The sequence below is a fragment of the Streptomyces sp. NPDC001868 genome (assembly GCF_040297125.1).
In the GTDB taxonomy this organism is placed as follows: domain Bacteria; phylum Actinomycetota; class Actinomycetes; order Streptomycetales; family Streptomycetaceae; genus Streptomyces.
Genome location: NZ_JBEOYO010000070.1, coordinates 1 through 21,418, shown reverse-complemented (window position 1 = coordinate 21,418; position 21,418 = coordinate 1). Strand labels below are relative to the sequence as shown.

At 68.9% G+C, this 21,418-nt stretch carries 17 protein-coding genes; 12 read left to right on the top strand and 5 right to left on the bottom strand.

What is annotated here, in order from left to right; genetic code table 11:
* Positions 1–730 precede the first annotated feature (730 nt).
* Together ABT147_RS42185 and ABT147_RS42180 are read left to right on the top strand one after the other, a co-directional pair.
* Positions 731–1,360, top strand: coding sequence for a hypothetical protein (locus ABT147_RS42185; protein WP_351416708.1), 630 nt, complete (start codon positions 731–733; stop codon positions 1,358–1,360).
* Positions 1,361–1,497: 137 nt separating this feature from the next.
* Entirely contained in the window at positions 1,498–2,541 is a 1,044-nt protein-coding gene (locus tag ABT147_RS42180; RefSeq protein WP_351416705.1) for a hypothetical protein, read from the top strand.
* Between the two features lie 96 nt (positions 2,542–2,637).
* Here ABT147_RS42180 and ABT147_RS42175 read toward each other — a convergent pair whose 3' ends face one another.
* On the bottom strand, positions 2,638–2,874 hold the full coding sequence (locus ABT147_RS42175; RefSeq protein ID WP_351416703.1) for a hypothetical protein: 237 nt from the start codon (positions 2,872–2,874) through the stop codon (positions 2,638–2,640).
* Positions 2,875–3,365: 491 nt separating this feature from the next.
* On the opposite strand from ABT147_RS42175, the gene ABT147_RS42170 reads away from it, so the two are divergent.
* From ABT147_RS42170 to ABT147_RS42150, 5 genes are all read left to right on the top strand, one after another.
* Positions 3,366–3,722: a hypothetical protein gene (locus tag ABT147_RS42170; RefSeq protein WP_351416701.1), complete on the top strand. Its 357-nt coding sequence runs from the start codon at positions 3,366–3,368 to the stop codon at positions 3,720–3,722.
* Positions 3,722–4,225: a hypothetical protein gene (locus ABT147_RS42165; protein WP_351416699.1), complete on the top strand. Its 504-nt coding sequence runs from the start codon at positions 3,722–3,724 to the stop codon at positions 4,223–4,225. Before ABT147_RS42170 ends, ABT147_RS42165 begins: the two co-directional genes overlap by 1 nt.
* Positions 4,222–8,190, top strand: coding sequence for an NACHT domain-containing protein (locus ABT147_RS42160; RefSeq protein ID WP_351416697.1), 3,969 nt, complete (start codon positions 4,222–4,224; stop codon positions 8,188–8,190). The genes ABT147_RS42165 and ABT147_RS42160 overlap by 4 nt, the downstream gene beginning before the upstream one ends.
* A 121-nt stretch (positions 8,191–8,311) precedes the next feature.
* Positions 8,312–9,034, top strand: coding sequence for a hypothetical protein (locus ABT147_RS42155; RefSeq protein ID WP_351416695.1), 723 nt, complete (start codon positions 8,312–8,314; stop codon positions 9,032–9,034).
* Between the two features lie 147 nt (positions 9,035–9,181).
* A complete protein-coding gene (locus ABT147_RS42150) occupies positions 9,182–9,502 on the top strand; it encodes a hypothetical protein (RefSeq protein WP_351416692.1) in 321 nt (106 codons plus the stop codon).
* A gap of 768 nt (positions 9,503–10,270) precedes the next feature.
* Here ABT147_RS42150 and ABT147_RS42145 read toward each other — a convergent pair.
* The 3 genes from ABT147_RS42145 to ABT147_RS42135 all read right to left on the bottom strand — a co-directional run bounded on the left by ABT147_RS42145 (position 10,271) and on the right by ABT147_RS42135 (position 12,703).
* Positions 10,271–10,507: a hypothetical protein gene (locus tag ABT147_RS42145; RefSeq protein WP_351416690.1), complete on the bottom strand. Its 237-nt coding sequence runs from the start codon at positions 10,505–10,507 to the stop codon at positions 10,271–10,273.
* Between the two features lie 244 nt (positions 10,508–10,751).
* Positions 10,752–11,147 carry a hypothetical protein gene (locus tag ABT147_RS42140; RefSeq protein WP_351416687.1) on the bottom strand — a complete coding sequence of 132 codons (396 nt, stop codon included), beginning with the start codon at positions 11,145–11,147 and terminating at the stop codon, positions 10,752–10,754.
* Positions 11,148–11,284: 137 nt separating this feature from the next.
* The gene (locus ABT147_RS42135; RefSeq protein WP_351416685.1) at positions 11,285–12,703 is read right to left on the bottom strand and encodes a pentapeptide repeat-containing protein; all 1,419 of its coding nucleotides are present in this window, start codon (positions 12,701–12,703) and stop codon (positions 11,285–11,287) included.
* A 274-nt stretch (positions 12,704–12,977) separates the two neighbouring features.
* Between ABT147_RS42135 and ABT147_RS42130 the strand changes: the two genes are divergently transcribed.
* The 5 genes from ABT147_RS42130 (at position 12,978) to ABT147_RS42110 (ending at position 18,389) form a co-directional block, all read left to right on the top strand.
* Positions 12,978–14,450: a serine/threonine-protein kinase gene (locus tag ABT147_RS42130; RefSeq protein WP_351416683.1), complete on the top strand. Its 1,473-nt coding sequence runs from the start codon at positions 12,978–12,980 to the stop codon at positions 14,448–14,450.
* Positions 14,447–15,064: a DUF6042 family protein gene (locus tag ABT147_RS42125; protein ID WP_351416680.1), complete on the top strand. Its 618-nt coding sequence runs from the start codon at positions 14,447–14,449 to the stop codon at positions 15,062–15,064. The genes ABT147_RS42130 and ABT147_RS42125 overlap by 4 nt, the downstream gene beginning before the upstream one ends.
* The gene (locus tag ABT147_RS42120) at positions 15,061–15,624 is read left to right on the top strand and encodes an AAA family ATPase (protein WP_351416678.1); all 564 of its coding nucleotides are present in this window, start codon (positions 15,061–15,063) and stop codon (positions 15,622–15,624) included. The genes ABT147_RS42125 and ABT147_RS42120 overlap by 4 nt, the downstream gene beginning before the upstream one ends.
* Before the next feature lie 195 nt (positions 15,625–15,819).
* Positions 15,820–16,809: a DUF4238 domain-containing protein gene (locus tag ABT147_RS42115; RefSeq protein WP_351416676.1), complete on the top strand. Its 990-nt coding sequence runs from the start codon at positions 15,820–15,822 to the stop codon at positions 16,807–16,809.
* A gap of 644 nt (positions 16,810–17,453) precedes the next feature.
* Positions 17,454–18,389, top strand: a complete 936-nt coding sequence (locus ABT147_RS42110) for a hypothetical protein (protein WP_351416673.1) — start codon at positions 17,454–17,456, stop codon at positions 18,387–18,389.
* Between the two features lie 66 nt (positions 18,390–18,455).
* Here the strand turns inward: ABT147_RS42110 and ABT147_RS42105 are convergent, their stop codons facing one another.
* Positions 18,456–20,855 carry a DEAD/DEAH box helicase gene (locus ABT147_RS42105; protein ID WP_351416671.1) on the bottom strand — a complete coding sequence of 800 codons (2,400 nt, stop codon included), beginning with the start codon at positions 20,853–20,855 and terminating at the stop codon, positions 18,456–18,458.
* Positions 20,856–21,418: the final 563 nt, after the last annotated feature.

Genomic DNA, 21,418 nt, shown 5'->3' with positions numbered 1-21,418 from the left:
GGGGCCGCCGGTCGGCCCGCAGGCTGGTCGGCGTCCCCCAGATCGTTGAGTAGGGCACGGCGCAGCGTTCGCGGGCGTTCGCCTGGCGCAGCTGGCCGTTCAGCCGTTCCAGATCACGTGAGCGGGCATAGACCTGGGCCGCGATTCCTGTCGCCTCGTTGCTCAGCGGCTGGGTGATCTCGTGGATGACGGGGGAACGCATGAACTCGGTGACGTCGTCGGCCCGCGCGATGATCCATTGCACCGTGCCGTCCGGCCCAAGAACGGGGCTGGACATACCGCACCACCATCGCTCCTCGACCTCGCCGGGCCGGCCGGCGAGGGGAATGTCGAAGCGCCTCGGTGCCACCACATCGGGCTCGCAGGTCTCCAGCACGCGCTGGAGCGAGGTCCCGAAGTCACGCGCCGCGGCCGGGCGAACGCCGCTGAAGCATCGGCGCTGCTGGCGAAAGTGGCGATCAGCCGACCAAGATCGTCGTCCTTGCCGGCGCGCACGGCAGAGAGGATGGCCGCGATCAGATGAGGCGTGGTGGCGCGTGGGCGAAGACATGGCGCGCATCCTCACCCGCGACCACCGGCCGGGATCAAGATGTGCGTCGGCCAATCCACCCATCAGGGTGACCGCGCACCAGCCCCCGAACATCCCGCATGACGAGCCGCGTACGGGCCTCATCCAGGCTCCCGTACGGCGACACTGGTCTGCACCGCCAGCGGCGGCGGCAGCACCACGATGCTGCGCTCCCTGACCGCCCAGTTCCTCCACCAGGGCGCCCACGCCCTGGTCCTCGACCCCAAGCGGATCTCCCACCTGTGGGCGAAGGCCCTGCCGACGGTGACCCGCCGCGGCAACATCGCCGGCATCCACGACGCCCTGGTCCACCTCGCCGCCGAACTGGAGCGCCGCGTCGACCTCGACGGCGACCTGGACGACGTACCGCGCCTGATCGTCGCGATCGACGCGGCCAACACCACGCTGCGCCAGCTCGCCCGCTACTGGGAGACCTTCCGGCAGAAGGACGACCCGAAGACGTCCCCGGCCATCGCCGCGCTCGAGGAAGCCCTCTGGGCAGGACGCGCTGCACGCGTCCACGTCATCTTCGACGGACGGCCCCACACCACCGCCCTCGCAAGGACGTCCGCGGCCCACGAGCTGTTCGCCACGGTCATCCTGTCTCGGTTCACGGCCAATACCTGGCGGTGCCTCGCCCCGATGGCCGGCCCCGCCCCGAAGAAGCAGAACCCGCACCCGGGCCGCTTCCACGTCGTCCAGCAAGACAGCACCCACGAGACACAGGCGGTCCTGATGACCGACGCCGACGTCGTCAACTGGCTCACCGACCCGGAGGACCCCGAGAGCTAACCCCGAGCAGGGCCCCGGCCCCCGACGAAGGGGCGCCCGCCAGCACGGCGGGCCCCCTCGGAGGCCCGATAAACGGAAGGCCCGTTGTCGGACCCCCTCCGTACCCTTGGCTGAGGTACCTGAGACAGGAGGGCAACGTGGCCCGCAGCGGCATCAACAAGCGTGAGATCGACAAGTGGGCAAAGAACCTTGTCAAGGAGACCAACAAGAGCCTGGAACGGGCTCAACGACGGAACCCTCCTCGCGTCTCCGCACAGATCGAAGCCACCTCCAGCCCGGTGCCCGGTGAGGTGACCGGCTACCTAGCCCGCCTGCTGCTGTGGCTGGACGATCGCGAGAAGCAGAACCCGGGCGGGTACATCAACGTCGCCGCCTTCCCCGAAGAGCTCCGGCTGAAGGACGAGGACCCGGCCATCCTGGCTCTCCAGCTCGACCAGCACGACCTGGTGCAGATCCTCCGCAACATGGGGCCCCAGAACCATGTCCGTCTCACCGACGCCGGCCGCGTCGCGGTGCACGAACTGAAGGACCTGCAGAAGGACCGCGCCGCCCGGATCCGCCACACGATCGACGCCCTGCTGCGGTGGCTCTTCGACACCGCCAGCGACCAGACACCCGTCAACCCGGCCCTGTTCCTCGCGACACCCGGCTCCTACTTCGCCGGAACCGAGATCAGCGGGACCGATCTGCACCAGGCGCTCGCCTACCTCGCAGAGCACAACCTCATCGAACACATCGACACCGACCCGGCCACGGTCGCCATCACACCCCAGGGCACCCGCTGCGCCCTGGCAGGAGGAAGCGTGCAGGACCACGTCAACCAGCCCCGCCCCGGCACCACGTACAACACCTATCTGCCGAACGCCAAGGGCGTCATCATCGGCGAGCAGCAGAACTTCACGCAGAACAACACCGACGGCGTCGACCCGACGCTGTTCGTCCAGCTCGCCGGGTACGTCGGTCAGGTCAGCCCCATCCTGGGTCTGTCCGACGAGGACCGCGTGGAACTGGAGCGCGTCGCCCAGGACCTCCACACCGAGGCGACCTCCGGCAACCCCGAGCCGGGCCGCCTGCGCCAGTTCGCCACCCAGCTCAAGGACAAGCTCCTGGAGAGCGCCACCACCATGGCGGCAACGCAGGGCATCCAGATGGCTGAGCAGGCACTCGCCGCGCTGATGTAGTAATCGCCCAGCACCACCACGGGCCCCGGGGGGACAAGCACCCCGGGGCCCGACGTTATGGAGTCGCGCTGTCCAACGACGGCGCGGCCCCCGGCGTTACGTCGTGGCCAGCTCCGGCACTTCGAGAGCTTCGGCCACCTTGCGGGCCAACTGCGCCACCTGTGGACGCAGGTAGCTGTCCAGCGCGTCGACGTCGTCACACAGTTTCGCCTTCAGCCCGTGCAGGCACGCCTCGGTGAACAGCTTCTGTGGGTCGCCCTCGGGCCGCTGCGCCTGCTCTGCCTGGCGCTGGCCATGGCCGTGCAGCATCCGGTTCTGCGGGGCCCGCCCCATCCCGTACGGCAGTGTCTCGCCCAGCAGGCCCGCCAGGTGCGCTCGGTCGTCGTCCTGCGGGGCCGGCGGTCCGGATCTCCTGCTGCTCGACCTGGAGGTAGCTCTGCAGCGTATCGGGGGCCATGCCGGTGCGCTCGCAGTACGCGGCGATCAGCATGGTCACCATGTTCATGGTGTCCGCCGTGTCAGTGGATCGGTACAGCGTCATCCGCTTCCATGTGTGCGCCTGGTCGGGCTCGGTGTACCGCAGCACCTCCTGGCAGTTCTGGACCGACTCGGAGACCAGGTGGTGGATCGCCAGCCTCAGCGGTTCGGGCATAGGGGTGGATTCCATGGCCCGCACGCTAACTAAGTGCCCCAGCAGGACGCCCCGGCCGTCGTCGCCGAGGCACGCGTTCCCGCCGGTAGCCGTTAGGGCACGCGTTCCCCACCGAAATTCGCGGCCCCGCGCGTAGAATCGAACTCCCCTCGTCCACGGCCCTGGAGTCGCGATGAACGAGCGCCGGACACGCGGCCTCATGGCGGGCGGCTCGACGCTCTGCGGCGCGACGGTCGGTCTGCTCACCAACATCCTCACCGGGCGCTGGAGCCTGACGGTCGCGGGCGGCCTGGCCGTCGCGCTCGGCTGCTGGATCGGGCTGGAGGTCTGGCGGGCGGCGCGGGAGACGGCCGCTCCGGCGGGCGACGTCTCGGTGTCCCAGCGGGTGCGCGAGGTCCTCGGCCGCGTCGTCGGCGTGCGCGGCGCGCCCCCGTCCGGCGGTGGCGCGCACGTCGACCAGCGGATCGACACCGTCCGAGAGGGCGGCGAGGCGGTCGGCTACGAGGACGGCTCGGGCAGGAGCGGCTGATGCGGCTGGAGGAACTCCCCTGGGCTCCGCTGCGGTCCGGCGCAGAGGACCTGGCGGCGCTGGCCCAGGCCGTGGTGACGGCCGAGGGCGACGAGATCACCGTGCCGGGCGGCGCGGCGCTGGGGCTGGCGGCGGCCTCCGTCCGGTCTCCGCGCGCTGACATCGACGCCGTCCGCGAACCCGTCCGCGTGCTGCGGGAGGGCATCCTGCCCCTGCTCGACGACCGGGCGCAGGACGCGCACGATCTGCGGCTGCTCTTTGGGGCGTTGCGGGACATCCTCGAAGCGCTGCTGCGCGAACCGCTCCGCGCCCCCGGCGAGGACCGCGCCGGTGCCGTCACCGAGGCGAAGGTCGAGCAGACGGTGCGGCGGGTGCGCGGGCGGCTCACCGGCGTCCGCGCCCCCCGCGCGGCGAGCCTGGTCGCCACCATCAGGCAGGACGTCACGGTGGTGGAGTCCGGCGGGAGCGTGACCGGGCTGGAGCTGTTCGGGGACCGGCCGTGACCGACCCCTACATCGGGCGGCGCTGGCTACGCGAGCGGCTGGCCGCCTGGTGGGAGGACGGCACCTCGATGTTCACCGTGACCGGGTCGCCCGGCACCGGCAAGACCGCGTTCGTGGACGACCTGGCCGCGCGGTCCGGCGCGCTGCCGCCGGACGTGCGGCTCATCGCCCACCACTGCAGGGCCGAACGGCGCGCGACCTGTGACCCCGTCCGGTTCGTGGAGAGGCTGTCGGAGGCGCTCGCCGCCTGGTCGCCGGAGTTCCTCCACGCCCTCACCCGCATCCACGCCCAGCTCACCGGCACGCCGGTCGAGGTCCAGATCGTGCGCGGCGAGGTCACCGCCCAGGTGGTGGAGCCGGGGGCCGAGGTCAGCCTGGTGCGGATCACCATCCAGAAGAGCAGCGCCGACGAGGCGCTGGACCTGCTGGTGCGCCGCCCGCTGGAGCAGGTGACGCTGCCCGGCGAGCCGCTGGTCGTCGTGGACGCCCTGGACGAGGCGGTCGCCTACGACAGCGCCACCACGATCCCCCGGCTGATCCTCGGCCACCTGCCGGACCTGCCGCTGCGGTTCCTGGTCACCACCCGGCCCGACCCACGCATCCCGCGCCAGCCGCTGGCCGGTCACGGCCCAGTGGTGGACCTGGTCGAGGACGAGCCGCCCGACCAGGACGACGTGCGGAAGTACGCGTTCGAGCGGTTGTCGGCGCTGGCCGGGCAGGACCGCGCCGGGCTCGCGCGGCGCATCTCCGAGGCTAGCGGGGCGAACTTCCTCTACGCGCGGCACGTCACCGAGGAGCTTCGCCAGGGCCGCCGGTCCGCCGACGACGTCCTGGCGGGGCAGGACCTGCCATCCGGCCTTATCGGCCTGTACCGGCAGTTCATGAGCAGGGAGGTCCGGCCGCCCGGCCAGGCGGGAGGCGAAAGGTACTGGCGCGACCGGGTCCGGCCCTGCCTGGCGGTCGTCACTGCCGCCCAGGAGAACGGCCTGGCACCGGCGCAGCTCGCCGACATCCTCGACCTGCCACGTACCGAGATCCACGACTTCTTCCGGCTGATGGGCCAGTACCTGGCGGTCGGCCCGGACGGCCTGTGGCGGCTGTTCCACCCCTCGTTCGGCGACTTCCTCGTCCACGGCAACGACCCCTATCTGGACTGCGCGGAAGGGCACCGGCGCATCGTCCGCTACGCCGTGGACGCCTGGGGCGACAACTGGGCCAGGTGCGAGGACGAGTACTTCCTGCGTAATGTCGCCCACCACCTCGCGCTCGCGCTGCGCTGCCCGTCCCTGACGCGCGGGGAGCGGGAGGCGCTGACGGCGGAGGTGTACCGGCTGGCGCTGTCGGGGAGCTTCCTCGCGGCGCAGTCCGGGCTGGTCTCGGCCGGTGACGGGCATGCGCTCGCCCTCTCCACGATCGTGTTCGGCGTGCGGACGGCGATCGAGCGGCGCGACCACGGCAGGCTCGCGGTGCTGGCGCTGCGGCTGAGCGAGGAGCGGGCGCGGGCCGACACCGTGACGCCGACAGAACTGGCGGCCACGCGCGGGGTGGAGGCCGGCCTCGCGAGGGCCCGCACCTACACGCGCGACGACTCGTTGATGTGGCTCCTGCTCATCGCGTTCGGCGCGGCGGTGCGCGGCGATGCAGACGGCCTTCGGCAGGGTCTGGACGAGCTGGCCCGGGTGGAGGACGGCAAGTTCTCCGAAGGCTGGTCCGAGCTGGCCGGGCTGCTGCTCGCACGGATCGGACCGGCGGCCGACCGCACGGAGGCGGCCCGGCTGTGCCGGCTCGCCGACCACTCGATGCTCGGCTGGATCGCCCTGCACCAAGCCATGGGGCCCGTGCCGTACGCGGCGGTGCTGACGGCGCTGTGGATCGACGACGAGTACCGCCGGGCCCGCGCGGTGTCGGAGCTGCTGTCGTGGCTGACGCGGGAACGGTTGGTAAGCCTCGGCGACGTCCGGCTGCTGGCCGACCTAGTACTGCGAGTGTTCGAACGGGACTGGGCGGCAGCCGACCGGGCGCTCGGCCGGGAGCCTGGCGAGCGCGACACCTTCAACGTCTCCTTCCTCCTGCCGGACGTCCCGGAGGCGTACCTGATCGCCAAGGCGCTGCTCGGCGACCTCGCAGCGGCCAAGCAACTGCTGACGACCGGACCCCACTCGATACGGACCACCTCGGCCGCGCTCCTGCACGCGCACACCCTGGCGGCGATCGCCCACCCGGACCGGTTCGCCCGCTCGCTGGGCGACCACGTGGTCCGGGCGCTGTGGCAGGACGACCCGGACATGTGGGTGTGCCTGCACTACGCGAACTACCTGGCCTACCAGGGGGACTGCGACCAGGCCCTGGAGATCGTCGAACCGCTCATCATCAGGCTGGGCAACAGCCTGGAGGACGAGTTCGACTACGTCGGCGAGCACATCGACGCCTTCCACGGAAGCTGCGGGATCGGCCTGGCGCTGGCGCTGGTCCGCACCTGCTGCCAGCTGGCCCAGGTCGACCTAGCGCTGTCGGTGTGCGACCTGCTGCAAAGGGTGTCGCCGATGGAGACGGTCCGGGCCTACTCCGAGATCGCCGCCTGGCAGGACGGGGACGAGCGCGCCCGCACCCTGGCGACCGGTGCGGCGCTCGCCGAACGGCTGGAGGACCCGTTCTTCCGGGTCACCGGCAAGACGATCATCGCGTTGGACACTGGCGACCCGGCGGTGCTGAAGCACACGATCGCCCCTGCACTCAGCCGCCAGGAGACGGCCCGGGACCTGCACGAGCCGGTCATCAGGGCGGTGCTGGCGCGAGGGGCGGCCAGACGCGGCGATGGCGAACAGGCGCGGGCCCATGCCGCCGCCGTGGTGAAGGCGCTCGGCGGCGACCCACCGCCCGACCAGTCCGACAAGTGGCCGTCCAAGATTCGCCAGCGGGCCGCCCGTCACCTGCTCTTCGCGGGCCTCCCGGACGAGGCTGCCGTCGTCATCCGAGACCCGGACCTGTTCTTCGAGGTCGCCGCCGGAGGACGCTGCGATCTGGCCATGGCGCTGGCCGAGCGCACCTGGCCCTCGCTCGCCGAGGCCGTGGCGCACTGGGGCGAGCAGCGGCGGCGGGGGCGCAGGGCGGTGCCCCTCACCGTGCAGACGCTGCGGCGCTGGCGGTCCGAGCCGATCGGACACCTGCTGCCCGCGCTCGCCCACCTGGCGCGCGAAACGGGTGACGAGGCCGGGCTCAGGGCGTTGCGCGCGGTGGCCGGGCGAAGGATCAACGTTGAGATCGAAACAGAAGTTGAGTCGCTGCAGGGCCGGAACCGCTCGATGAGGCCAAGAGCGGTGTACTCGTTCCACGAGGCAGGCAGGGAGCGGGCGGCGCTGCTCGCCGTCGCGAGCGCGGAGTTCGGCGACGTACCGGCGTTCGAGAAGGCAGTGCAACTTCACCGCTACCGCGAGTTCATGGAGGGTGAGGCCAGCATGGGCTGGGACGCGTTCCGCGGCTACATGCGGTCGCGCGAGGAGATGGCTTTCGAGCGGTACAAGGTGGACGCCCGCCTGGCGGGACTGGTTGGCCAGGCCGCCGCGGCCTTCCGGCGAGCGGGCGACACGACCCAGGCAGCCGCGCGACTGGCGGAGGCCGAAGACCTTATCGAGGAGATTAAGCACACCGACCTCCACGCGTCCGCCTCGATCACGCTCGCCGCTGCCGCCTCGCGCTGCCGCGACTTCGCACTGACGCGCCGCTGCCGCCGGGACGCGATGGTCTCGCGGAACGTCGACTTCGGGCCGCTGTGGGACGTGCTGCTGGACCTGGCGACCCATCCCACGACGCCCGAGCACGAGGCGGCCGGGGTGCTGCTCGAAGTCTTCACCGGTGCCGAGTTCACCAGCGCCGACCACCTGGAACTCGTCAGCATGCTCACCGTCCTGACGCCGGAGGTGGGCGACGAGGTGGCGGAGGTGGTGGCAGATTCGCTGGCCGGTTGACGCCGCCGCGTTGCTGGCGTCGGTGCCCGATCTTGGCTGGACGGAGAACACGCTAGCACCGGGAGCGCCGCCAGTGGAGTGGTCGTTCGACACGCAGGCCCCGCGCACACTGCGGGTCGCGATGGAGGGATACGACCGAAATTGCCCGCCTGTCGAACGCCTGGCGCGCAGCCTGACGGACGCCGAACGGCTGGCGAAACGGTGCCTCCCCAGTGCGACGGCAGAGGAGTTCACGCGCGTACTCCTCCGTTGGGGCGGCTGCCACATGCAGGGACCACGCCGCTTCGGGGCCTTCCTGGGCCTGGCGGCCGATGACGAAGGACTGTCGCAGGTCAAGGTGTACCCGGAGGTGGACGCGGCGGACCCGATCCGGGCGCGGGACTGGTTGCCGGACTCCTTCTGCGCGGCCTACGGCGACGCGCTCGTGCCCGTCTTCGCGGGGCTGGTATGCGGCAGAAAGTCGGTGGAGCGGCGGATGTACTTCGCAGTGCGGGCGGACACCTGCCTGAGGACGGTGACTGAGTGCGCCGGGGAACGGTTCGACTCCCTGACGCGACTGCTGGGGAGGCCCTCGCTGCCTGCGGGAAGCCTTCTCCTGACGGGGAACCACGCTGCGCCGCACGCCGTCAAGGTGGAGATTTCGCTGCGACGGCTGGGAGTGGGCTTCGCCGAAGTCGCGGCGCACTTGGGGTCGTTCCTCAACAGCCAAGAGACGCTGTCCGCTTTTCGGGCCTGGACAGGGGAACGGATGACGTCCGGCGTCCTGCCGAGGGCAAACGTGCTCAGCCAGCGATGCGGAAAGCCAGGGTTGACGTTGTACGTTTCCCCGGCCGAAAACCGCTGAGGTACCCGCCGAACGTGGTCTCCTTTGCCGGACACGACGTAAGGACGATCCATTCAGCTCGTTACGGATCGCGGTGGATTGGATGTCGTAGGCGTCGATTAACTCGGCGGTCGGGCGCTGCCCGTAGCGGACCGCGTCCTTGAGGGTGTGCTCGGAGCGGATGATGCCGATCCCGCGCAGCATGAGGGACGCCAGGCCCGCATCCACGTCCTGTACAACGGCCGGGCCGACGGAGGCGGCCTTACCCCTTCCGCCCGCGAGCAGTTCGCCACCGTGATCCTCGCGCGGGTCACAGCCAATACCTGGCAGCGGCTCGCCCCGATAGACGGCCCCGCCCCGAAGCCCAGCACGCACCCGGGCCGCGTCCACGTCGTCCAGGACTGCACCGCCCACCAGACGCAGGCGCTCCTCCTGACCGACGCCGAAGCCGCTGGCTGGCTCGCCGCCACGGCGGCCGAAGAGAACTAGTCCGCGCCCGGAGACGCTCAGGGCCCCGTGGATCACTCATGACGTCCTCGGGGCCCGACTGGGGGCCGCACCGTGGGGGCCGGCCGCGTGCCGGGCAGTGGAGCGCTGCTTTGTGTTGGGGGCCCGTTGTCAGTGCCCGGGAGCACAATGGGGAGGTTCACTCACCTGGAGCAACAGGAGCACGATGGACAGGCGCCTCATCCGTACCGCCGTCTTCGGCACGCCGGGGGTCGTGTCGGGAGCCATGCGGTGGGGTCCTCAGCGTGGTGAGTGACGGACACACAGGCTGCCAGTATTCGGACGATATGTCTGTCTATGTCTCACGAGGTGGCCGGGGTTTTTCTCGCCTGGTGGGATTCGGCGCGGCCGGGACCCGGTGTGTTCGAGTGGTGGGGGCAGGCGTCTTGAATGCGACCTGCCAGGGACTCTGTCCCCGGGCTGGCCGCAGTAGGGAGTGGTCTTCGTGAACTGGCCCACCCCGACCGGCATCCGCCCCGTCATCAACGCGTGCTGCCCCTCCCAGGGAACCCGTCGACGGGTGACACTCACCGACGAGTCCCGTGCAGTCCTACGCTCCGCAGCCCCGCATATTCCGCGACCTCGACCAGACGGCCGGTTTCCCGCGCCCGACGAAGAAAGCCCCGCACCAACCCCCGCGAGTACGAACCCACCCACACACCGGACCGGCCCAGCTACGCCGGCACCCACGTCGCACCCCTGATTCCCGCCCAGCCGCCCGCACCAGCGGCCGAAACGGTCGAGCCCGGCTCAGCAGACGTGCCAGCGCCCGACCCCGGGGCCAGCACAAGCCGAACCGGCCTGCCCGCATCCCTGATTGCCCTGCAGCGGGCCGCCGACCTCGAACGCCGGAAACTGCAACTGCTCGACCGCCACGACGAACGCACTCATCAGCGCCGGGTCTGGTGCGACGCGGCAGCCGCAGCCCAGGACGCCGTCACTCGCTACGCCCGAGCCAAGGGCCTGAACCGTTTCGAGGTCGCGCAAGAGCTACGGCGTACCGTGGGGGAATTCCGCAGCGCCAGCAGCCCGTAGGACCCACCGTGTGAGGGGTTTGGCTGGGCTGGCCGACGGCGGTGCGTTTCAACGAACGACTCCGACTCCACCGTCCGTGGCTCACGGCCGACCGCGCGCCCTGACCCGCAGCCGCGACACCACGGACCCCGGGGGAATCAGCCATGACATCCCCGGGGCCCGGTCGCACCGTCCAACGACGCCGCGACCCCGTTCGTCACACCGGTGCCGGCTGCGGCACCTCCAGTACCCCAGCGACCTTCCGCGCCAGCTCCGCGACGTGCGGCGGCAGATAGCCGTCCAGTGCGTCGACGTCATCACACAGCCGGGCCCGCAGCCCGTGCAGACACGCCTCGGTGAACAGTCGCTGCTCATCGGCCTCAGCCATCAGCCCGCCTTCCGCATACCCCTGGCCGCACGAGAACCGCCTCCGCGCGTCCTGGTCGTCTTCGGGGGGAAGCGGCGTGCCGAGCATCCCGGCGACTTCATGCCGGTCCGCATCCCTTGGGCCGGCCGCCCGGCTGCGCTGCTGCCGGGTCTGGAGGTACGACGCGAGGGTGTCCACGGCCATGCCGGTGCGCTGGCAGTATGCGGCGATCAGCATGGAGGCCATGTCCATCGTTCGCCGACCGGAGCCTGATACCCCCAGGTCAGCGGGTGTTGCGCTGATGCGCAACACCCGGTGTAATCACCTGGCCGCGCCGACGCGCCCCTTCGTCGTTGCGCGGGAGCCGCTGCCTGGTACGGGGGTCAGTCCGTGCTGGTAGTGGAGGTCGGTGGCTTCCAAGCTGGTGGGATCTCGCGGTTGGCTTTGGCTTCTTCGCACTCCAAGATGCGGGCTTGCACAGAGGGGTGATTGGCGATGTCTGCGGGCAGTTTGGTGCTGCTGTAGATGTAGGCCTCGCATACCTGTTCGAGTGTTGCGCCGATGGCTGAGGTGAGGTCGGCATTCCACAGGTGGGCTGCTCTCAGGCGTGCCTCGGTGAGCGTTGCGAAGCGGAACGTTGCTCCTTTCAGCGAAGCGCGACGGAGGCAGGCGTCCGTGAGGTCAGCGCGTTCGAAATCTGCTTCGTCCGCCTGGGCGCCATCAAGGTTGGCATCGACGAGTGTCGCGCCGACTAGCCGGGCCTTATGAAGGTTGCTCTCTGACAGGGTGGCCTCATCGAGGCGGGTGCCGGAGAGGTCTGCTTTCATCAGCTTGGTCCTGAACAGCATCGCGCCTTGAAGGGCAGCATCGTTGAGTGAAGCGGCTTCTAGCTGCGCACCGGAGAGTTCGGCGCCCGGCATGTGGGCTCCTCTTAGCTGCGCTTCGCTGGCGTCCCAGTGGGCGAAGTCGAGACTGCGCAGGTCTGGGCGAGGAACCGTCTTTGTCCAGTTGCGGCTGAGGACACTGAGTGCTGCTCGAACGTCTTCCGGGAGCGGCACTAGGGGTAGGGGTGGTTGGTCGGGGTCGATGACCTCGTCTCGTTCCTCTGCGGCCGCAGCATCCTCGGCCATGAGCCGGATGGAGTTACTCTCGGGCGCAGTTCCGTCCAGCCGCTGTCGGATGTAGGCGGCCAGTACCTCAACGATGGTGCCTCGGTCTTTCTCCGAGTCGTTCATGATCCGTTCGAGGCTGTAGATGCCGCCCAGCTTTTCGTGGGTTCCTTCAGCCGCCAGCAGCTTGATCGCCTCGACGTAGCGTCCGGTGACTTGTCCTTCTCGCGTCAATTCGGCCTGCCGCTGATCACGCTCCTGGGCCTCTCGCAGCGTCGTCTCGAACTGCTCCTGGTTCTCAGCAAACTGCTTCTGTGCTTGCTCGAACTGCTGTTGTTCGAGCTGGTGTTTCTTATGGGTGTAGTAGAGGGTGACGCTGGCGATGAGTCCGGCGGCGAGTGCTACGAGTCCTGTGCGAAAGCCGGTGATGACTACGCCGTCGGCGGGTTGGAGGTCGACCTTGCGGATGTGCAGGCCATCGAACCACCAGGGTCCTTGCCAGAAGAGGAGGACGAAGATGGTGGCGCCGGCAACGCCGCCGAGTGCTGCGCGTGCGGTTTGTCGGCGGTCTGACTTGACGCGGCCATAGAGGGTGGACCAGATGACGCCGGCGAGCACGAGGGCTGCGAGGACGAGTCCGGCGGCGGGGAGGTGCCGCGTCTGGGTCCAGTCGACGGCGAGTGCGGGGTTCATGTCGGCATGATGTCCATGGTGTGGGTGGGGCACGCGGTGAACGGGGCAGTTCAGAGGGAGAGTTGAGGTCTTGCCTCGATCACACCGTCACCGGGCCCATCGGTTGGCTGACGGACCCCGCCCGGTGGGCAAGGCGATCACGGCGTCATCCCGCTCCTCGACTCGGGGCGTGCGGGACAACACGGATCACCGATGTCAGCGGGGGCTGAGACTATAGAATCGGGGCGAAACCGTACTCACGGGACAGCAGTTGACGATGGAGACAACGCGCACCATGAGACTGGTACTGAATGAGGAATGGGCCGTCGGCGCCCGCATCGGGGATGGCGGCTTCGGCGCCGTGTTCGAGGCGGAGAACACCGCCGGCGACAAGGCAGCGGTGAAGCTCGTGCCCAAGGCGCCGGGTACCGAGCGCGAGATGCTGTTCACCAACCTGGACGGCGTCCGCAACGTGGTGCCGGCCATCGACAGCGGTGAGCACGAAGATCAGTGGGTGCTGGTGATGCCCCGCGCCGAGAAGTCCCTGCGCGCCCACCTCCAGGAGTACGGCCAGCTGCCCCTCAACGAGGCGGTCGCCGTCCTGTCCGACGTCGCCGAAGCACTCGCCGACCTCAAGGACCGCGAGGTCGTCCACCGCGACCTCAAGCCGGAGAACATCCTGCTGCTCGGTGGCCGCTGGTGCCTGGCCGACTTCGGCATCGCCCGCTACGCCGAAGCGACCACCGCCCAGCACACCTACAAGGGCGCGGGAAGCCTGCCGTACATGGCACCCGAGGTCTGGAAGTTCCAACGGGCCACCGGTGCGACCGACATCTACGCCTTGGGCGTTCTGGCCTACGAGCTCTTGGAGGGCACGAGACCCTTCACCGGACCGGCCGAGCATGACTACCAGGAGCAGCACCTGCACGGAACCCCGCCACCGCTCACTACCGCACCCCCGCTCCTGGCCGCGCTGATCACGGAATGCCTCTACAAGGCGCCCGAGGCGCGCCCTGCGGCCGGCAACGTGCTCGCCCGGTTGGGCCAGATCCCCGCCGCCGCACTCTCCGGCGGGCTGGCCGCGCTCGCGGAGGCCAACCAGGGCGCGGTCGCACGCCAAGCCGAAACCGACCGCCGGGCTTCGGCCCATGCCACCGAGGCCGACCGCCGCAAGGCCCTGGTCGAGGCCGCCACGACCTCCTTCGCCTTCATTGCCGACAGCTTCCTCACGACGCTCACGAACGCTGCCCCGAGCGCGGAGGTCCGCAAGGGCGAGCAGGGAGGGTGGACCGTCCGTATCAACGACGCCCAGCTGACCCTGTCCGGACCGAGGGAGACCGCCCCTGAGGTCTGGCGTACTACTGAGACGCCAGTGCCGTTCGACGTCATCGCCTCCGCGACCCTCTCGCTGAAGGTCCCCGCCAACCATCACGGGTACGGCGGACGGAGCCACTCCCTCTGGTACGCCGACGCGCAGACGGAGGACCAGTACCAGTGGTTCGAGACGGCCTTCATGAGCACGCCGTTCCGCCCCGTCGCGGAGACCACGAAGCCTTTCGCACTCGATCCCCACCACGAGTCACGTACCGCTATCAGCCCCACTCTTGGCATGCACCAGGTGGCCTGGCCGTTCACTCCCCTCGTCATCGGGGACCTGGACGAGTTCATCGACCGATGGGCCACCTGGCTCGCCCAAGCAGCGAACAGCCGACTCGCTCACCCTAGCCACATGCCCGAGCGCAACCCCCAAGGCTCCTGGAGGAAATGACCGGTCGGACGCCCCCGAGATCCCAGGGCCTTCACACACTCCAGTGCGATGCCGCCGACCCGGGACAGCGTGAGGCCGCGCCGGAGGGCCGTGAGGCATGCGAGGCGGCCCGCTGGGAGCAGTTCAGCGCCATGCTGACGACCGCCAGCTTCCCGGTGCCCACCACCGTGCGGGGCCTGTCCGAGCTGTACCTGACGTGGGGCCTGGCCCGCCGTGAGGAGATGCCGGACGGCACCCGGTGGTCGATACCCGCTGCGCTGCCGCTGCCCGGCGACCTGCTGCCCCTGGACCCAGAACTCACCGAGCGCCTCGATGGGATCCGCTGGACGATGCGCACCGGCCCGCTCCTTGACACCCTCATCGACCTCATGGTCGGCGATCTGGGTGAACCGGCAGAGACCCTCACCTCCCTGGACCGGTTTGCGGCAGCCACAAGCCAGGACGTCGACGACGTCCGGCTCGCTGTCGCGGAACTCGTGAAGTCCGGCGACGCCGGTGTCCAGCGCGGCGAGGAGCCGGCCGACGCGGAGCGCCTGGAGGCCCACCGCCGCTTCCGCCTGGTCATGGACTGGGAGCACTTCCACGAGAACCGCATCCAGGTGAGCCGCGGGTGACTGAGACCGCGCACGGCACCGTGGGGATTAGCGACACGCGCCTGATCGTGCTCCGAGGCAACAGCGCCTCGGGCAAGTCGTCCGTCGCGGCGGGCCTGCGCGAGAAGTTCGGCCGTAACCTCGCCATCGTCGCCCAGGACAACCTCCGCCGGATCGTGCTGCGCGAACGCGACCGGCCCGGCGGCGCCAACATCGGCCTGATCGACCTCACCGCCCGCTACGCCCTGAACCACGGCTTCCACGTCGTCCTGGAGGGCATCCTGTACGCCGACCGCTACGGCACGATGCTCCAGGACCTGGTCCGCGCCCACCAGGGCGTCACACGGTGCTACTACCTCCACGTGCCCTTCGAGGAGACAGTGCTCCGGCACGCGACGAAATCCGATGCCGAGTACCTCCAGCACGTCACCGAGGACCATCTGTGCGCCTGGTACCGGGAGATGGACCTGCTGCCCGACGCCGTGGAGACCGTGATCGGCGCGGCCAGCACTCTGGATGACACCGTCCGGCAGATCATGCGCGAGAGCGGCCTGGACCAGATGAGTTCGATCGACCGTTGACGGACAGCGTGCGGACCCCTGAGCAGGCAGTCCGCTACATCGCTCGCCAGCCGCCGGAGGTGATCCGATGCTGAGCGTGAATCAAGGACGAACCTGGCGTCGCGCGGTTGCCGACTACGGCTGTCGGGCGATCACGCGCTGAGGGCAGACGGAAAATGCGTCTCGCCTGTCGGACCTGATTGCCACACTGGGCGTATGAACGAGGGATCATCCAATCCGTGGCTGGTGGCGGCGCAGCAGATCGATGCCCGGATCGAGGAACTCCGGCCCGAGGCCGATCGCCATGTGGTTGGTCAGCACGTGATCTCCAAAGTGCTACTCAAGCGCTTCGCCACTCCCTTTGGCAGTCATGGGCTCAAGCTCGTGCCCTTCAACCTTGACCACCCCGACCGTTTGCACAAGATGGCGAGCCCGCGCGAGTGCGGCAAGGTCAAGTACTTCGCACGCTTCGCTTCCGCCTCTCTGGAACAGGTGTGGGGCAAGCTCGAGACACAGATACCCGACGCCGCGCGCGCGGTTGAACGGGGCGACGTCTTCCAGCATGAGCAGCATGTGCAGACTCTGAAGGACCTGATCGCCCTGCACCTGGTCCGCTCGCTGAACTACCGCTACGTCCATGAGCGCACCTTCGCCAAGGTCTACACCGAGCACCGCACCGCCCTGCTTACAGACAAGTCCGACCTGCTGCGCCTTGCGGTACTGCAACGCAGCGGACTTCACCTTTCCGGACCGCAGGGCCTGGCCGCGGCGGCGGACCAGATCTTGAGCCCGCACCTGGAGAACTTTGAGAACGGTGCGGACTTCCGGGCGCGTATCGAGGTCACCTTCGACAAGGCGAAGGAGATGATCAGCAGCGCAGGGTTGGAGATCCTGGTGCCCGCCGCCGGGGAGTTCCTCCTGGGCGACACCCCGGCCCTGGCGATTCAGCAAAGTGAAACCAGAACCACCTTTAACGTTGCGATTGGCGACTCAACCGCGATCGTGTTGCCTTTCGGCCCCAAGCATCTCTTGGTCGGCAGGACGCCCCGAACCGGTATAAGTATTGCCACCGAGGAGACGGTTGGCTTCCTCAACCGGCTTCAGATCGAGGCAGCGGAGCAGCGCGTCTACCTCCGACCTCGCAGCGGCCAGGAGGCCATCGTCCGCGGTTACCTCAAACAGGGCAGCCGGAGTGCCAGGAGATAGAAGGCGGTGGACAAGGGACTCCGTCACCACCGAGTCCCGCACCCATGATCGCAGTCCCGGTTCCAGGTGCTCGGGAACTCCTTCATGGACTGTTCGGTCGACGGGAAGCCCGGCCTCGCGGTCGGAGAGCGGGCTGCCAGCGTGTGGTCGTTATTTCTGGACCGTAGCGCCAGATACCGTCACCGCGCGGCTCGATTTCTCAGTCTGCGCCGACCCAACTGGACCGCCTCACCGAACCCGCCCCGGCCACCACGTAGTTCACCGGGGGAGCGCCCCAAGATCCCAGGCCCTACACGCACATGCCGCATGCTCAGAACCCCGGGCATCGCACCTCAGTGCGTGTAGGGCCTGGGTCCGGTGCTTCCATCGCGCCCTCATGACCGTCGGGCAAGACGCAGATCTGTCCTCAGCGGCCGTGCTTGCCCTGGCAGATCCCGGCGAACCGGGCCGCGTCGCCGTCGCGCATTGCCTGGTCGTAGCGGTTCTGGAACGGCTGGAGGTGAGCCCGAGCCCGCGCTGACTGCCCGCGATGCGCGTCCTCCCGTCGGCCGACGGGGAGCAGTGCCCGTCCGTCATGAGGCTCCTGTTGTCAGTGGGTGCTTCTACGCTTATGGGCTCTGCAGCACCGAGCAAGGAGCGGGTCCATGGCGATCGACTTTGTTGCCCTACATGAGCCGCTTGTGGAGTGGGTCCACGAACAGACGGCCGCGAATTCGACGGAGTACGTGACGATCACCGCCTTCGGCGAACAGCATGGTCTCGACGAGCAACAGACCTTCCGCCTCCTGCTGACATGCAAGGACTGGGGCCTGCTGAGCGATCGTTGGGCCACGATGGGTGATCCAGCAGCCAACCTGACGCCACGGGGAATGCAATGGGTACAAGAACGCCAACGCCGGCGCGCTGATCCCCGAGCGCGCAGTGTCACTGCTCGCAAGGGCCTGCTGACCTGGTTGTGGGAGCAGAAGAATGATGGCGCGGGCTATCCCGTCGTGGAGAACGTCCTTCAGTCCCCGCACTCGCTCCACGAGGGAGGGCGACTGACGCCGGAGGAGATCGACCGTGCCAGCGACTATCTCCATGCCAAGGCACTGATCACAGGAATCAAGACGGGTCAGACCGCAGGGCCCGTACGGGCTGAAATCACGGCAGAAGGGCAGGACTGCGTGGAGCACTTCGATGGCGACGTGAGCGCGTACGAGCGTCGAAACAGCATCGGCAACACGACGTTCAACATCGGGGAGAACACGGGCAACATCGCCGCGAACAGCCGTGACTTCACCATGAACGCCACGACCAACAAGGACGGGATCGACCCCGCCGCGGTCGTCATGCTCGCCCGCGCACTGCGCCAGGCTGCGCCTGCTCTGGAACTGCCGGAAGACGACGCTCTCGAATTCACTCAGCTCGCCACGCGTCTCGAAACCGAGGCCGCCAACGGCTCTCCTGACCCCAGCAGGCTTCAGCGCTGGGGCGGATCCATCGTCGGCATCCTCAACTCTCCCGTCGTCAGTGGAGCCCTAGGAAGCGTGCTCGCCGCGTACACCGGCACGGTGCTTCCAGGCCTGCCTCCCGCGTAAGACCGCAACCCAGCTTGACCACGGGGTGGGCCGCAAGAGTTTCCTCTTGCGGCCCACCCCGTGGCACTACGCCGCTGCCCATTCGAGTCCGAGTGCGGCGAGCGCCTGCAGTTTGTCGGCGGTCAGTTTGGCTCGGCGTCCTTTCTGGTTCATGATCCACACTCCGAGCTTGACCTCCGCTCCATCCTCCATCCGCTCTACGTGGCCCCTGGGGACCTTCACGGAGCCCTCGCGGGCCTTGTACTGCGCCAGGGCCGCAACGCCCCTCTCGAAGGCGCTCACGGGTGTCATGGACGGCTCCGCGGACACCTCCGGCTCCACCAGGGCCGGAGCGGCGAGCGGGGTGACGCCGACGGCCTCCAGGCGCTCGCGCTGCCCGTCGGCCAGGGCCGCCCACGCCTCGGGCTTCCGCTGCCGGGCCAGCCACTTCCCTACGTCCATGCCGTGCACGGTGAAGCCGGGCAGGACCTCCGCCGGGCCTTCCTCGTCACGCAGCAGCTCGCGCAGCGCGGCATAGTGGCGCTGCCATTCAGCTGGCCACGACGGGTTCCAGTCCTCGTCGATCGCCTTCAACGCGGCCTCCCACTCCGGGTGTTCGGCCAGCGCGCCGGGACGACGCAGGTTGGACAGCCACTGCCCCACCGGCTTGTCCAGCGCCGCCGCCGACCGGGGAGCGCACAGCGTCCAGTGCTCCTGGTAGTACACGCGGGCCGCCGCCAGGTTCTCCTGGAACCGTGCATCGGTCGCGGACCAGGCCATGCCCAGCTTCTCCAGCCGGGCCGCGCGCCGGCCGTTCATCTGCCCGGCCCCGTACGCGCGGCGCTGCTCCGCGACCCAGGTCCCCAGCGGGAACGCGCCCTCCTTGTGCTCGTACGGCACCCGCGCGTGGCCCTCACGCTCCGTGAACTCCTTGAGCTTCGCCCAGCCCCTCGCCCAGTCCTGCCGCTCCGTATCGATCACGTTGAAGCTGACCCAGTTCGCGACCATCACCGGATCACGCGGAGCCGCAAAACGGAGCAGCAGACGGGTTTCTTCCTCGTTACCACCGGGCGCTGCACCGATGTATTCGGAGGGCTGCGCGACGTCCTTCTGAGGCTCCTGCGGGATCGCCAGCAATTCCACGGCCTCTTCATCGTGAGCCCGCAGACCTTCCAATACCTTCACCAAAGGCCGGTACGAACCCGAGGTGAACATATCCTCCGGCGATTCATCGGGCTGGAGGAATACCGGCACGATCAGAGAGGCGAGCTTTCCCTCTCCGGGCTTCTGACGCAGCGCACGGCCGATCGCCTGCACGATGTCGTGCGGCGCGCCCTTGGGGGCCAGCAGGGCCACCGAGTCCACGGCCCGGATGTCCACGCCCTCCCCCAGGACGCGGCAGTTCGAGAGCACGGCCCGCCGGGCGGTGGAGCCGAACTTGCCCAGCACGTCCCGCCGGCGCTCCGGGACGTGCTCGCCGCACAGCCAGTCCGCCCAGATCTCCGCCGGGTACTTCTCCGGCTGGTCAGCGTGCAGCCGCTTGGCCACACGCTCCAGGCCCTCCGCGTACGCCGCGGCCTCTATGGTCCGGTGGTGGAAGGTGATGCAGGTCTGGAGGTTGTGCTGCTCCATCGTGTGCAGCAACGCGGCCTGGAGGGCGCCCAGGCGCTGCCCGCGGACCTCCTCGGTGTGCCGCTCCTCGCCCATCAGCCGCTCGGGCGTCACGACCGGGTCCTGGAGCTCCAGGACGATGATCTGATACCGCGCCAGCAACTTGCGCGACACGGCCGACGCGAGCGAGAGCTTGTACAGGACAGGCCCGAAGACCTTCTCGTCGTCCATGGAGGCCGCCATCTCACGCGGCAGCGGGTCGCGCACCCCCTCGGCGACCTCGCGGTTCAGCCGCTCCTCCCAGATCCGCGGCGTCGCCGTCAGGTACAGCCGGCGGTGCGCCGGGATCTTCGTCTGGTCGTGGATATCCGCCCACGCCTTACCCATCGAGCCGGACGTCCGGTGCGCCTCATCGACCACCGCCAGGTCCACCGGGGCGAGCTTCTGGCCGTAGGCGCCCTCGAACGCCTCCGTGAGCACGCCCAGCGACGCGTAGGTGGCGTAGATGGTGACCGGCCCTGTCGAGTGCCACAGCGCCAGCTGCACGGGGTTGGTGGTGCTCCGGACGCCCAGGTGCCACAGCTCCGGATCGTCCAGCGGCGAGCACACCATGACCGCCGGCCCCTTGTGCCCGGCGCCGCTCCACGCCTTCACGGTCTGCGCCAGGAGATCCAGGGTCGGCACCACTACGAGAATGCGGCCCTTGAGCACGATCCTTTTCGCGGAGGCCGCCGCGATGATGGTCTTTCCCGTTCCGCACGCGGCGTGCACCTGCCCGCGCAGACCATTCCAGGGAATGCCGCCCGGCGGGATATCGAGGCCGCGCACAATGGCGGCTACGGCCTCAATCTGGTGTTCACGCAGTTTCACGGCCATTCCCGTGTTCTCCTTTTCGCGGAATGCGGCGCGTAATAGGAATGAGAGTCCGGCGCGGTGAGTGGCGAGCCGGGTGGTGGTGTCTGATCCCAGACTCTACACAGTCAACACCAGTGATGCATCATCCATACGATAGCTTCCCCCTGTAGGCTGACACTTGGCTGAATCTCGCCCCGCGCGCACGGTTCATAGGGTATGTTGGCGGGGTATTGGTGAACGTGAGTGGACGATTTCGAGGATGGGGGAGGGGTTCGGGTGGAGCGCAGCGGAGCCCGTCACTGCGGCGGGCCGGCACCCTGTCAGGCCGACGATCCGTCACCTCCGTTGCGGGGGTGCTGGCTGGGAATCCCAAGCCCTACACAGGCGCGAGCGCGATGCACCTCCCCTTACTGCCAGCCCCGGCGACCGCGCTTGCGCGGGTGCCCCCAATTCGCGCTTGCGCGAATTTAATTCCTTTCAGAATTCCGTTTACGGAATTCTATTCCGGCGCTTGCGCCGGAATTTGAATTGCGCTTGCGCAATTCGTGCTCTATGCCCCGGCTTGCCGGGGCATATCCCGCTCC